Here is a 14,435-nt window from a genome sequence, read left to right as displayed (position 1 = left end):
ATGCTGAGATTCCTTCTAATTTGTATCACCCTTTTGGGAAGTACAATAACTATTCAAGCTCAAAATTATGACTTGGGAAAAGTAACTATTGCAGAGTTAAATGAAAAAGTTCATCCTAAAGATAGTAGCGCACCCGCTGCTATCTTGTTTAAAAAAGGAAGAACTTATTTTGGCTATAATAAAGATGTTGGATTTTATGCCAACCATGTCTGCGAAGTGAAAATCAAAATTTATAAAAAAGAAGGTTTAAGCTGGGCCGACCAGAAAGTGCGTTTTTATATCGGTTATGATAAGTTAAATGAAGATCGTTTGGAATTTTCAGATGCAGTGACCTATAATTTAGAAAATGGCAACATCGTAAAAACTAAATTAAATAATCAGGGCGAGTTTAAAAACAAAATCAATCAATATTGGAAAGAAAAGACGATTACTTTGCCCAATGTAAAAGTAGGTTCTATTATTGAATACAAATATGTTTTAAGATCTGAAAATCTGGTGAAGTTTCCCGATTTTGATGTTCAGTTCAGTATTCCTGTTGACTATTTTTATTACAAAACACAGATTCCAGAATTTTATATTTATAAACCCATTTTAATTGGAGGAATTCCGTTAGAAACAGAATCTAAATTTACAGGCGCTAGTCAGAGTTTTGATAATGCTTACAGTCAGACAAGCTCATTTAATTATAAACAGATTGAAACCTTTTACAAAGGAAAAGATGTTCCAGCATTAAAAGAGGAACCTTACATTAATAATCTTGAAAATTATCGCGGAAGCATTCAGCAGGAATTAGAAAGAGTGCGTCTTCCTGATCAGCCTGTAAAAGATTACAGTTTAACTTGGGAAGGTGTGGCAAAAACTATTTTTAAAGATGACAGCTTTGGAAAACAATTAAATCAAGGCAGTTTATTTACAGATGATCTGAATAAATTATTGTCTAATGTAGAAGATAAAACGGAAAGATTAAATCTGATTTTTACGTATGTTAAAAATCGAATGAATTGGAATGAGATTAATAGCTGTTATACAGAAAAAGGAGTCGAAAAAGCTTATAAAGATCAAACTGGTAATGTCGCAGAAATCAATTTTATTCTGATAAATATGCTTCGTGCGGCTGGTATAGAAGCCAATCCTGTTTTGGTAAGTACTATACAAAATGGACTTCCAGTGTATCCAACAAGAACGGGATTCAATTATGTAATAGTTGCGGCCGAAATTGATGGTAAAAAAACTCTTTTGGATGCAAGTCATAAACTTACGGCGCCAAACATTTTACCATTAAATGTTTTAAATTGGAACGGAAGATTAATCAAAAAAGATGGCAGTTCTGAAGAAATTCAATTAGATCCAACACAACAGTCTAAAGAAATTTACAGTCTTATAGTCAAAATAAATCCTGACGGAAAAATGAATGGTCAGGCTCGAGTTCAACGAACAGATTATGATGCATACAGTTTTAGAGAAGAAAATAATACTAAAACGGAAGACGCTTATCTTGAAAAATTAGAGAATAGATTGGGAGGTTTAGAGATTTCAAATTATGCAATCGAAAATCAGAAATCAAACTTAGATCAGTCGGTCATAGAAACTTTTTCTTTTGCTTCAAGCAACCGTTCGGATATTATTGATGGGAAGATTTTTGTAAACCCTTTATTGTTTTTTACCCAAAGTAAAAATCCGTTCAATCAAGAAAAAAGGCAAATGCCTGTTTATTTTGGATATAAAAACATAGAAAAGTTTAATTTGAATATTGAAATTCCGCAGGGATATACTGTAGAATCACTTCCTAAACCATTTAGAATATCTTCAGAGGACAAGCTGATGTCTTTTATTTTAAATTTTTCGGTTTCTGAAAACAAAATTCAAATTGTGAGCCAAAAAGAAATCAACAGTAGTATTTTTGTAGCCGAGGATTACGGAATGATAAAAGAGTTTTTTCAGAAGATGATCGTAAGCCAAAATGAAAAAATAATTCTTAAAAAGATATAGAAGATGGATTTGAAAAATGCACAATTAGCTGTTGATACTTGGATAAAAGAACATGGTGTTCGCTACTTTAACGAATTGACCAATATGGCACAGCTGACCGAAGAAGTTGGCGAGGTTGCTAGAATCATTGCGCGCCGTTATGGAGAACAATCTGAAAAAGAAAGCGATAAAAACAAAGACTTAGGAGAAGAATTGGCAGATGTTGTTTTTGTTGTGCTGTGTTTAGCCAATCAAACAGGAATTGATTTACAAGCATCTTTCGATAAAAAAATGGATCTAAAATCGGTTAGAGATAAAGATCGTCACAAAAACAATGATAAATTGAAATAATTGTGAAATATCACTCATAAGCTTTGAATTATGAGTTTTGAATTTTGAATTATGAATGGGGAGTGGTAAATTGCGGGGCTGAATTATGTCTCTAATCATTCCTAATTCATAATGCACAACTTACAATTAAAAAAATGAATTTAAAATTAAGCACGAATTCAATATTCACTATTGATGATTCGCAACTAAATATCACTGGTTCTAAAAGTGAAACGAACCGCTTATTGTTATTAAAAGCATTATTTCCAAATATTACTTTAGCCAATACTTCCAACTCAGACGACAGTGAAGTGATGCAGAAAGCATTAGCGGGAAATGATGAAATTGTAGATATTCATCACGCAGGAACAGCAATGCGTTTTCTTACTGCTTATTTTTCGGTTAACGAAGGTAGAGAAGTGGTTTTGACAGGTTCTAGCAGAATGCAGGAACGTCCGATTAAAATTTTAGTGGAAGCTTTGGCACAATTGGGTGTTGAAATTTCATATGAGAAAGAAGTAGGATATCCGCCAATTCGAATTAAAGGAAAAAAAGTTACAGATTCAAAAGTAACTTTGGCAGCCAATGTAAGCAGCCAATATATTTCGGCACTTTTATTAGTCGCTTCAAAATTAGATAATGGTTTAGAGTTGACTTTAGAAGGAGAAATTACTTCGATTCCGTATATCAAAATGACTTTGGCTTTGTTAGCTGATTTGGATATTAAAACGAGTTTTGAAGGAAATGTGATTAAGGTATTCCCTAAAGAATCAGTTGAAACTAAAGAAATGGTGGTAGAGTCAGACTGGAGTTCGGCTTCTTATTTCTTCAGTCTTGTTGCTTTATCTGATGCGGCTAAAATTACTTTAAGCAGTTATAAAGAAAACAGTCTTCAAGGAGATTCTGAATTGGTTTCTCTTTATGAGAAGATGGGAGTAAAGACAACTTTCCAAAACAACAAAATGACTTTGGAAAAAGTTTCTGGATTCAATTACGAAGATGTAAATTTTGAATTGAACAATACACCAGATATCGCTCAAACTATCGTAGTTACTTGTTTAGGTTTAGGAATTGGATGTCATCTAACAGGACTTCATACTTTAAAAATTAAAGAAACAGACCGACTAGAAGCTTTAAGAATTGAGCTTACAAAATTAGGAGCTAATATTTCTGTTACTAATGATAGCTTGACTTTATTGCGTTCTGGCGATATTAATCATGATGTTCATATTGCAACATACAACGATCACCGCATGGCAATGGCATTTGCACCATTAGCAATAAAAGTTCCAATTATTATTGACGATGCCGAAGTAGTTTCTAAATCGTACCCAGATTTCTGGAACGATTTAAAAGCTTTAAACTTTCAAATAACAGAATTGTAATTTTTTTTGAACCATATAAGTGATATAAGTTCAATTAAAATTAAAGTTTAATAAAACATAGCCTCTGGTTTTAACCGGAGGTTTTTTTATGCGTATTTAAATAGCTAACCCAACAGGTTTTAAAAAGCTGTCGGGTTTATAATGTTGATTTGGCGCTATTTAAAATTTCAGCTAGAATGAACTTATATTTCTTATATGGTTCGAAAAAGTTAAAATTGACTTAAAGAATAGCTTTTTAAGTCAATCTGAAAGCTCAGTAAATCAAGGACTTTTGAAAATAAACGTCAAAAGACTTGACAACGCCTATCTCACAATCGTATATTTGCAACCGATTTAAAATTTTAGATAAACAAATCTAAAAGCTACACTCTAAAATCAACAATTCAAATATGAAATTATCACACTTCAATTTCAATTTACCGAAAGAACTTTTGGCTGAATTCCCAGCAGAAAATAGAGATGAATCTCGTTTAATGGTAATTGACCGTAAAAAAAACACTATCGAACATAAAATGTTTAAAGACGTGATCAACTATTTTGATGACGGAGACGTTTTAATTCTTAATAATACAAAAGTTTTCCCTGCACGTTTGTACGGAAACAAAGAAAAAACTGGAGCTAGAATTGAAGTTTTCTTATTAAGAGAATTAAATTCAGAGCAACGCCTTTGGGATGTTTTGGTTGATCCAGCTAGAAAAATCCGTATCGGAAATAAACTTTATTTTGGTGATGACGATTCGTTAGTTGCTGAAGTAATCGATAATACAACTTCTCGTGGTAGAACATTACGTTTCTTATACGATGGGTCTTACGAAGAATTCAGAAATAAATTGACAGAACTTGGAGAAACTCCAATTCCTAAATACATCAACAGAGAAGTTACTGCTGAAGATGCTGAAAGATACCAAACAATCTATGCAAAAGAAGAAGGTGCTGTAGCGGCGCCAACTGCTGGTTTACACTTTTCAAAACACCTTTTGAAAAAATTAGAAATCAAAGGAGTAAACTTTGCTGAGGTAACTTTACACGTTGGTTTAGGTACTTTTAACCCAGTTGAGGTAGAAGATTTATCTAAACACAAAATGGATTCTGAGGAATTGATCATCACTCAAAAAGCGTGTGATATTGTAAACGAAGGAAAAGCAAAGAAAAAACGTATTTGCGCAGTCGGAACAACTTCTATGCGTGCAATTGAAAGTTCTGTTTCTTCTGCTAATACTTTGAATCCTTACGAAGGATGGACAAATAAATTTATTTTCCCTCCTCACGATTTTAGTATTGCAAACTGTATGATTACAAACTTCCACACACCAAAATCAACATTGTTAATGATGATTTCTGCTTTCTGTGGACACGATTTAATGAAAAAAGCATACGATGAAGCGATTAAAGAAGGATACAAATTCTATTCTTACGGAGACGCGATGTTAATTCTTTAATTAGAATTTATATTATAAAGAAGACCCGACAGTTTTTTAGAAGCTGTCGGGTTTTCTGTTTTTTAATGGTTTCAAGTTTCAGGTTTCAAGCTTCAAGTTAATATACTTTGTGTCTTTTAACCGCAAAGTTCGCAAGGATTTTTATCTAAGCTAACGTTTACAAACGCAAAGTTCGCAAAGCTTTGCGTTCTTTTGCACGTGGCAAACACAAACTGAGTAAAAAAACCTTGTGACCTTTGCGTTTAAAATCGCAAAGTTCGCAAAGCTTTGCGTTCTTTTACATTCGGCAAACACAAACTGAGTAAAGAAAACCTTTGCGAACTTTGCGGTTAAAAGCCACAACGCATATTAACCTGAAACAAAACAAACAATTTTTGTTATTTTAGCATCCAAAACAAAAACACAATGACTTTTCAAAATACACGCGAATTTGCACGAGAGCTAGATTCGAAAGACACACTAAACCACTATCAGGAACAATTTATTTTTCCAAAAGTAAACGACAAACGAGTAATTTATTTTACAGGAAATTCACTAGGATTACAGCCAAAACGCACCAAAGCTTATGTTGATGAAATAATGGATGATTGGGCAAATTTGGCAGTTGAAGGTCATTTTTATGCCGAAAAACCTTGGTGGGATTATCAAGAAAGATTTGCAGAACCTTTGAGTAAAATTGTGGGTGCGCTTCCATCTGAAGTTACGGTGATGAATACTTTGACTGTAAATCTTCACTTACTGATGGTTTCTTTTTACCAGCCAAAAGGGAAGCGTTATAAAATTATCTGCGAAGAAAAAGCTTTTCCTTCAGATCAATATATGTTTCAAAGTCAGGTGAATTTTCATGGTTATAAACCTGAAGATGCGATTGTAGAAATTAAACGCAGAGAAGGAGAACACAATATTCGCTTAGAAGATGTTTTAGCAAAAATTGAAGAAGTGGGAGATGAGCTGGCCTTAGTTTTAATTGGCGGAGTAAATTACTATACAGGACAAGTTTTTGATATTAAAACCATCACCGCCGCCGGACAAAAAGCTGGAGCCAAAGTAGGATGGGATTTAGCGCACGCGGCAGGAAATATCAAATTAGAACTTCATGATTGGAATGTAGATTTTGCTGCTTGGTGCAGTTATAAATATATGAATTCAGGCCCAGGAAATGCTTCAGGTTGTTTTGTTCACGAAAAACATCATAATTCAGAGTTGCCAAGATTTGCAGGATGGTGGGGACACAACAAAGAGCGCCGTTTTAAAATGGAGCCAAACTTTGATCCCGTTCACGGTGCAGATGGATGGCAGATTAGTAATCTTCCGGTTTTATCTTTAGCACCATATTTGGCTTCAGTAGAAATGTTTGCTGAGGTTGGAATGGATACTTTAATTGCAAAACGCGATCATATTACTTCTTACTTGGAATTTATTCTTCATGAAATTGATAAAGAAGTAGAAAGTACCTTCGAAATTATTACACCTTCAAACCCAGAAGAAAGGGCTTCACAATTATCTGTTTTCCTTCACGGAGAAGGAAGAGCCTTGTTTGATTATTTAATGAAAAATGGTGTCATTACAGATTGGCGTGAACCAAACGTTATTCGTCTAGCACCAGTTCCGTTATATTGCTCTTATGAAGATATGTATGATTTCGGACAAATTCTGAAAAAAGGGATTTTAGGGAAGTAAAAAAATAATCTCGCAAAGGCGCAAAGTCTTTTAAAGCCACAGATTAAAAGGATGAAAAAGATTTTTTTCTCAATAGCCTCCAGCTTTAGCTGGAGGTATTAAAGATGAAGTTAAGAGGGCTTTAGCCAAACGAGTTCAGTTTGGCTAAAGCCTTTTTCTTTTGATTACTTTTTCATCCAGCTAAAGCTGGAGGCTATTAAACTTAATAGATTAAAAAACTTTTCGTCTTCGCGACTTTACGAGATTAATTTCATTCAGCTTGAAATAAAACGCAGCGAGAAACATCAAAAACTTCAAATCTTATAAACTTTCCAAAAAATTCTGTAATAATTATTATAGCAGATATTAAGTACTTTGTGATGTATAATTTTTTTAAAACTTATAATCATGAAAGGCTTATATATTTTATTGACCGTATTATTTTTAACTTCTTGTCAACAACAAAGCAAAGAAGATATAAATAAAGCTAAACAAGCCAGCATTGATTCAATGAAAGTTGAGATTAACAAACAGCGTGTTATCGATTCGATGAAGACTGAAATGGCGAAATTAAACGAGGAAAAGATCGAAGCTCAAAAAGAGAAAGTTGTAGTAGTGCATCAGCAAGCCGCCGCTACAACAACAGCTGCTGCACCAGCTAAAAAGAAAGGTTGGAGTGCAACCGCTAAAGGTGCTGTAATTGGTGCTGGAGTAGGTGCTGCAACTGGCGCAATTGTCAGTAAGAAAAAAGGAGAAGGTGCGATTATTGGAGGTTTAGCTGGAGCTGCGGTAGGAACTGGAACAGGAGCTGTTATTGACAGTAAAAACAAAAAGAAAGAATAGTTATACTATAAATAAAAACAAACCCCAAATTAGATAATAATTTGGGGTTTTCAATTTTAAACCAACTCTGAAACGGGAATTTTAATACCAACTAATTCTGATTTACAAGAATCGAGTTGATCAAGATGACCCTTAAAGACTGACGTCGATTCAAATAAATTTTTATAATACTCAATTCCATCTAACAGATTAGATTTAAAAGAATTCCATTTTTTAAGTTGAGCCGCTGTAAGTTCTCCAGAAATAGATTGAATTTCATTTCTAAAATAGGTAATATACATTTTAAGCTCTTTTATAAACAAGTTTGGGCGCTCAGTTCTAATAACCGATTTGCCTTGATAAATATGCTGGATCATTTCTTTTAAAGAAACTTCCTGATCAAAATAAGCTAAGTTTGGCCCAGGGCAAATTACTACGCCTTGTGCCTGACCTTTTATTTTAATGTCATTTTCTAGATAAGAAGCATTGGCCAAGCCAACACAAAGACAGGATTTTTCGGTGATTTTGATTTTACTTTTCTCAAATTCATCTGAAGAAATCAAATCCTTTTTTGCTTCTAATTCTTCCAGTTTTATATCCTGATATTTTTTTGAAGCTGTGCAAATTCCGTGTGGGTCGTATTCTTTGCTTAAAGCTAAAAATTTCTTCGGACAAGAACTTCCTGCTTTGTTTTCATGAATTCGCTTTTGCTTTAAAAATTCATTTGTAGTTCCTTTCAAAGTATTAAAAGGAACTCCCAAAGGAGAAATATTGCTTAAATAAAAATCATCTTCTTTGGCATTCATTAATAAATTACGAGTTTCTTTATCGACAGATGTCGCTTCTGGAACTAATAAAAATGGCGAACCCCAGCCTACAGAATCAACGTTATATTCGTCTAATAAAAACTCATGTTCTGCTGCAGTTCCAACGCCGCCTTGAACCGTAATTTTTAATTCTAACGGATTTTCAGGAATAGGCTGATTTTTTGCCTGTAAAGCCTTAATCATTAAATCGTGGGCCGATTGTACCAATTGTTCTTTTTTCTGCTTGAATTCTTCTAAAATCGTGCCCAATAAGAGTCCGTCGGTAGCAAAGGCATGTCCGCCGCAGTTTAATCCCGATTCTATTCGATATTCTGAAACCCAAAGCCCTTTTTTGGCCAAGAAATTTCCTTGAATCATAGCCGATCTAAAATCACTTACTTTTAAGATAATTTTCTTTTTCAGTTCGTTATTTTCATTTGGAAAAAAATCTTTGAAGTTTTCGAAGTAACCAAACAATCTCGGATTCATTCCAGCAGAAAGCACTACAGAAGATTCTAGATTACTTTTGGCAAAACCTCTTAAAGCAGCATGTGCATCATTAAACTCAATTGGAAGCTGTTCATTTTTAACAAAATTATCTTTGTCCAATTTGGTCATAATGTTAACATCGATTTCTCCTGGAAAAAGATTGGTTTCGATATAATTTTGGATGTTCTCTTTAAAAGCAATTCCGTCATCCAATAAATTCTGAAATCCTTTTTTAATGTCAGAAGTATTTGGCAGCATTGACATAAAGTTTTCTAAAGCTGTTTTGCTTTCTGCCAATTCTGTTTTGAAATTTTCGAATTTCTCTTTTACAATTTTATCGATTAAATTTAAATAAGAGGTAATTCTTTCAGCGCGGTAGTCGTGAAATTTTTGAGTGATTTCTTCGTAAGGAATATTGAATTTTGTGCTGTAAAAATTACGCATCTTCTCAATCAGATCATCGTCTGCTAAAGCAACAACAGATGAAATTCCGTACTGCGCTACTCGAATAGGGCTGTCTATGGTATAAGCCAATCCCATTACTGGAATATGAAAAGTATGCAGGTTATTTTTTGTCATTTGTATTCGGATTAAAATAGGAACAAATGAAGAAAAATAAATTTTCCTAAAACCTGATAATTGTCAGGTTTGAATGGGATTGCGGATAGTGTAAAAAGATTGTCACGAATTGCATAAATTTTCTCGAATTTTTCTTTTTTTACACTGCGAATAAAAAATTAGTGCCAATTCGTGCAATTTGTGGCTGAAAAATAATATTCTAAATCAAAATCTTCTTCAATGATTCTGCAATACTTCTCCACAAAAGATTGTAGAACGATCGATCTTGAAGCCGTTCAACTTCGACTTCGGCGGTTTTGGGTTTTTCTTTCGAATCGTTTTTAACTAATAAATTAGCAACTGCCGTTTTGAGTTTGGCTTCTTTTTCTGGGCTTTTCTTTTGGTATAATTTTACTTTCAGATCTTCATAATCCAATGAAGCATTTCCTTTCGATCCGTTGTCGTTTCCGTAGAAATTAAAACGGTATTTATTGAAAGTTCCGGTAAAAGTACTGTTGATGTAGGGTTTAGTGAATTTTGTCATAGCTCCAACATCAAAATTTGAAATCACGCCTTGAATATGAAATCCGTCACTTTTGTCCAGAACATTAAAACGCCAATCGACATCAAGCGGAGAATTCTTCATGAAAATACATTTGACTTTAATTTTTACATCATCCGTTTTTTTCAGACCAAAACCGCTTCGCAGATTCGTTGCTTGTAAATTGAATTTGTCAAAAGTTAGCATTCCTGGCCCTTTAGCAAAATCAAGTTCTTCTTCATAAACCAATTTCGATTTAAGAACTTGCAAAGTGTCAATTTGAAGAGGGAATTTTAGATTTCGCAATAAATGATTGTAAAGATATTTTTTGCTTGGATCGTCTTTTACCATTTTTCCGCGGTAAATATTAGCATCAAAATGATTAATCACCAGCGAATTGGCTTTAAAATAAAAGCGGTCGTTTTTAAAGCCCCAATCCATTTTTTCAACTTGTGCTGAGTCAAATTTTAAATTGTAAATATCCTTTTCTTTTTCAAGACGTTTTGTAAATTCTCTTCGGCTAAACTGAGGAAGATTAGAGAAATTATTAATCTTTAAAAAATTCTTTTCGGTACTTATTTTTCCAATGTTGATGTGGTAGAAACCGTTTGGTCTGTAAAATAAACTGTCACAAACCAAGGCATAGCTTTTATATTGAAGCGGAATTTTTTCTTTTAGTGTAGCATCAGTAATTAATATGCCTTCCAGTTTTAAAAGGATTTTTTTAATGCTGAAAATCGGCTTTTCCGTATCCAGAGAAACCACATCGACCGTTCCATCGTTCAGGTAAATATTGGAAACGGCTATAATTTTACGAAAAGGATCTACAATTTCGGTTCTAATACTTTTGCTGTTGTTTATGAGCTTTTCGCCTTTTTTGTACAAAATCACTCGAGGTTTATTGATGATGATGCTTTCGGCTTGAATAATATCGCGAAATGCTAAATCCCAAATATTAAAATGTTTAATGGTAATAGACTCAATTTTGGCGAAAAGCCCATTTTTACTGTCTTTTGGCTCATTTTTAGGACTTACCAATAAAGTCTGTGCATGAATATTTCTAGAAAAAAGAGAGACTTCAATTTTTTCATAGTTAATATTATATGCGGTTTTATTTTTTTCGTGAATAATGATTGGAAGCTGTTTTTTAATCCAGTAATTCAGCCCGACATTGGCAAGAATTACAAGTGTAAGAAGAGAAATTATGACAATCGTTATTTTTTTATATACAGACATTTATAGGATTAATTTTAAATACATAAATTTAGACTTTTAAAGACTGTTGTCTCTTATAAGATTTTGAAGAAAAGTTACATTATTACGAATTTCATCCTTTTTTAGAATATGAGAATAATTAAAAAAATCCTGCTGATAATATTGGTTCTTATTGTAATTCTTGCGATTGGTTTATGCGCTTACATTTTTCATCTAAAACCGAAATATGAAGGCTCTGTACAATTGAGCAATCTGGAAAAAGAAACCACAGTCTATTTTGATGATTTTGGAGTGCCTCATATTTATGCAGATTCTGAAAAAGATGCCATGACTGCACTTGGTTATGTTCATGCTCAGGAAAGATTATGGCAAATGGAATTATTACGTAGAATTGCGCCAGGACGTTTGTCTGAAATTTTTGGTGGCGTTGCGCTTAAAAATGACAAGTTTTTTGCCGGAATCGGAATCGAAGAAGCTTCGGCGAAAGCCATTGCCAAATTGGATAAAAACAGTGAAAGTTATAAACTGACTCAAGCTTATCTTGACGGAATTAATCAATATCTGGAAGAAGGTGTAACGCCGATAGAATTTACTTTGGTTGGCGTAAAAAAACAAAAATTTACCATAAATGACGTTTATAATATTTTCGGATACATGTCTTTCAGTTTTGCCATGGCGCAGAAAACGGATCCTTTATTGACCGATATTAAGAATAAATTTGGCGCCGCTTATTTAAAGGACTTAGGTATTGAAGGAGAATTTAATAATACAAAAATCAAAATTTCAAAAGAGAAAACAGAAGAATATAGCGAGATTTCAAAATCTATAACTGCAATGCTGGATCAATCTCCGATTCCTCCATTTGTTGGAAGCAACAGCTGGGTTGTTGGGCCGCATAAATCAAAAACAGGAAAGGTTATTTTTGCTAATGATCCGCATATCGGATTTTCGCAACCCGCAACTTGGTACGAAGCACATATTGTAACGCCACAACAGGAATTGTATGGGTGTTATTTGGCTGGAACTCCATTTCCGCTTTTGGCGCACAATAGAGATTATGCTTATGGTTTAACGATGTTTGAAAATGATGATATCGATTTTTACCAAGAAAAAAATAAAGCAGATGATGCTTCTCAATATCAGACTCCAACAGGTTTCAGTAAATACGAAATCAGAAAAAAAACGATTAAAGTAAAAGATTCTTCAGATGTTGTCTTGACAGTTAAGATTACACGTCATGGTCCAGTTATGAATGATTTTATAGATCGTTTAGAAAAGAAAAATCCAATTGCAATGTCTTGGACGTATACCAGAGAGCCAATCCAGATTCTAGACGCGGCTTATGGACTTTCGCATGCCAAAAATACTGATGATTTTAAAAAGGCAGTGAGTTTAATTGCGGCACCGGGATTAAATGTAATGTATGGCGATGCAAAAGGAAATGTGGCTTGGTGGGCGAGCGGGAAATTGTACCGACATAATGAAGGCGTTAACACACATTTAATTTTGGACGGCTCAAGCGGTAAAGATGATATCACTAAATTTCTAGATTTCGAGCAAAATCCGTCGGCTGAAAACCCAGAATGGGGATATGTATATTCTGCCAATAATCAGCCAGAAGCTATAGATAATGGTTATTTATATCCTGGATATTATTTGCCAGAAGATCGCGCCAAAAGAATTTCTGGGATTTTAGATGCAAAATCAGATTGGGATAAAGAAGCTATCAGTAAAATGATTTATGATAATACTTCGGATGTTGCAGTTGAAGTTTCGAATAATTTAATAGCAAGTTTAGATAATAAGCCACTTTCTAATAATGAAAAAGAAGTTTTAAAAGTTTTAAAATCTTGGAAAGGAACAACAAATGTTGAAGATGTTGCGCCAACGATTTACAACAAATGGATTTATTTGTATTTGAAAAATACGTTTGAAGACGAAATGGGCAAGGATAACTTCAATTTGTTTCTAGGAATTTCTTTAGGAAAACAAGTTATTGCCAATCAGATAAAAAATGAAAATTCGGTTTGGTGGGATAATATCAAAACAAAAAATGTAAAAGAAACCAGAACAGACATTGTTTCAAAATCTTTTCATGATGCTGTTATTGCCTTGCAGAATCAGTTGGGAGAAAATGTTTCAGAATGGAATTGGGGGAAAGTGCACACGGTAGAGCACGAGCATCCATTAGGAAAAGTGAAAGCGCTTCGCGGATTGTTTAATGTGGGGCCTTTTAATTCTCCAGGTTCAAATGAAGTAATCAATAATTTATTCTTCGGATTTAATGATGAAGGAAAGTATTACACGAAAGGCGGACCTTCAACCAGAAGAATTGTCGATTTTGCCGATGTAGAAAACAGCTGGAGTATTTTGCCAACAGGACAATCTGGAAATCCTTTCAGCAAACATTACGACGATCAAGCTGAAATGTACAACGCAGGAAAGTTCAGAAAAATGAAATTGAACAAAGACGAAATCATAAAAACATCGACGAAACTGATTTTGAAACCTAAGAAGTAGTTTTTTTGTTTCAGGTTTCAAGTTTCATTTTTGAAGTTTCAGGTTACAACCTTTGTCAAATTTTAAATTTTGACAAAGGTTAAAAATCTCAGCATCTCATCATCTCAGCACCTTAGCACCTTACTTAGAAATATACTTCCCTAAAACAATATCATTTGCAAAAATGTTCAAATTATTAATCAAAACTTTATTGTTAGTCATAACATTTTGTGTTTGATAAGCTGGGTCTTTTTCATAGGCTTTTAATAAAGTTTCTAGTTCAACTTCGTCAAATACAACAAAACTGTTGTAAATGGCATCTCTAAAATTTTTGTAATTAATGCTTTGGGTAATTTCCATTGCCTTTTGGTCATTCCAACCTTCTTTTGCTGTCGCTTCATTTATTTTTGAAAGGCAAAAATCAATAACATAGTTTTTATACCGAGTTGCTTCAACAATTTTATCGATTATGATTTTGTTCTGCTGACTAGGCATCAATGGCTGATTGCTTTGAGATAAAGATTTAGAAGAAATAAAAAGACACAGGAACGCAACCAGAAAATGGTGTTGGTTTAAATTTTTCATAGGTTATTCAATTATTTTGGGTGAGGCTAAAATACTATTTTTAAAAAATAATTTTCCAATTTTGAATGTCCCAAGTTGTAACAAAAAACTCCGATACAACAACTGCTAGAGCTATTGTATCGGAGCAATTTTAAGAATT

General features: G+C 33.5%; 10 protein-coding genes. 7 read left to right on the top strand and 3 right to left on the bottom strand.

Features of this window, described 5'->3' with window-relative positions; genetic code table 11:
- The 6 genes from BSF41_RS04010 (at nt 1) to BSF41_RS03985 (ending at nt 7,624) form a co-directional block, all read left to right on the top strand.
- Nucleotides 1-1,989 (top strand): DUF3857 domain-containing protein, encoded by a 1,989-nt coding sequence (locus BSF41_RS04010; RefSeq protein ID WP_095928240.1) that lies wholly within the window; start codon nt 1-3, stop codon nt 1,987-1,989.
- Between the two features lie 3 nt (nt 1,990-1,992).
- Complete coding sequence (locus tag BSF41_RS04005) at nt 1,993-2,319, top strand: nucleotide pyrophosphohydrolase (RefSeq protein WP_095928239.1); 327 nt, start codon at nt 1,993-1,995, stop codon at nt 2,317-2,319.
- 134 nt (nt 2,320-2,453) lie between these two features.
- Complete coding sequence (locus BSF41_RS04000; RefSeq protein WP_095928238.1) at nt 2,454-3,683, top strand: 3-phosphoshikimate 1-carboxyvinyltransferase; 1,230 nt, start codon at nt 2,454-2,456, stop codon at nt 3,681-3,683.
- A gap of 389 nt (nt 3,684-4,072) precedes the next feature.
- Entirely contained in the window at nt 4,073-5,122 is a 1,050-nt protein-coding gene (gene queA / locus BSF41_RS03995; protein ID WP_095928237.1) for a tRNA preQ1(34) S-adenosylmethionine ribosyltransferase-isomerase QueA, read from the top strand.
- 405 nt (nt 5,123-5,527) lie between these two features.
- Nucleotides 5,528-6,802 carry a kynureninase gene (gene kynU / locus BSF41_RS03990; protein ID WP_095928236.1) on the top strand — a complete coding sequence of 425 codons (1,275 nt, stop codon included), beginning with the start codon at nt 5,528-5,530 and terminating at the stop codon, nt 6,800-6,802.
- Between the two features lie 387 nt (nt 6,803-7,189).
- Nucleotides 7,190-7,624 (top strand): YMGG-like glycine zipper-containing protein, encoded by a 435-nt coding sequence (locus BSF41_RS03985; RefSeq protein ID WP_095928235.1) that lies wholly within the window; start codon nt 7,190-7,192, stop codon nt 7,622-7,624.
- A 56-nt stretch (nt 7,625-7,680) separates the two neighbouring features.
- Here the strand turns inward: BSF41_RS03985 and BSF41_RS03980 are convergent, their stop codons facing one another.
- Nucleotides 7,681-9,477 carry a hypothetical protein gene (locus tag BSF41_RS03980; protein ID WP_095928234.1) on the bottom strand — a complete coding sequence of 599 codons (1,797 nt, stop codon included), beginning with the start codon at nt 9,475-9,477 and terminating at the stop codon, nt 7,681-7,683.
- A gap of 199 nt (nt 9,478-9,676) precedes the next feature.
- Entirely contained in the window at nt 9,677-11,233 is a 1,557-nt protein-coding gene (locus BSF41_RS03975; protein ID WP_095928233.1) for a hypothetical protein, read from the bottom strand.
- A gap of 108 nt (nt 11,234-11,341) precedes the next feature.
- Here BSF41_RS03975 and BSF41_RS03970 point away from each other — a divergent pair, with 108 nt between their 5' ends.
- Nucleotides 11,342-13,732, top strand: a complete 2,391-nt coding sequence (locus tag BSF41_RS03970) for a penicillin acylase family protein (protein ID WP_095928232.1) — start codon at nt 11,342-11,344, stop codon at nt 13,730-13,732.
- Nucleotides 13,733-13,852: 120 nt separating this feature from the next.
- On the opposite strand, the gene BSF41_RS03965 is transcribed toward BSF41_RS03970, so the two are convergent.
- Nucleotides 13,853-14,296, bottom strand: coding sequence for a hypothetical protein (locus BSF41_RS03965; protein ID WP_095928231.1), 444 nt, complete (start codon nt 14,294-14,296; stop codon nt 13,853-13,855).
- Nucleotides 14,297-14,435 lie beyond the last annotated feature (139 nt).

The sequence above is a fragment of the Flavobacterium sp. ACN2 genome, from assembly GCF_002303885.1.
Taxonomy (GTDB): Bacteria; Bacteroidota; Bacteroidia; order Flavobacteriales; family Flavobacteriaceae; genus Flavobacterium.
Note: the sequence above shows the minus strand (reverse complement) of the source record. Positions and strands in the feature narration are given on the sequence as shown.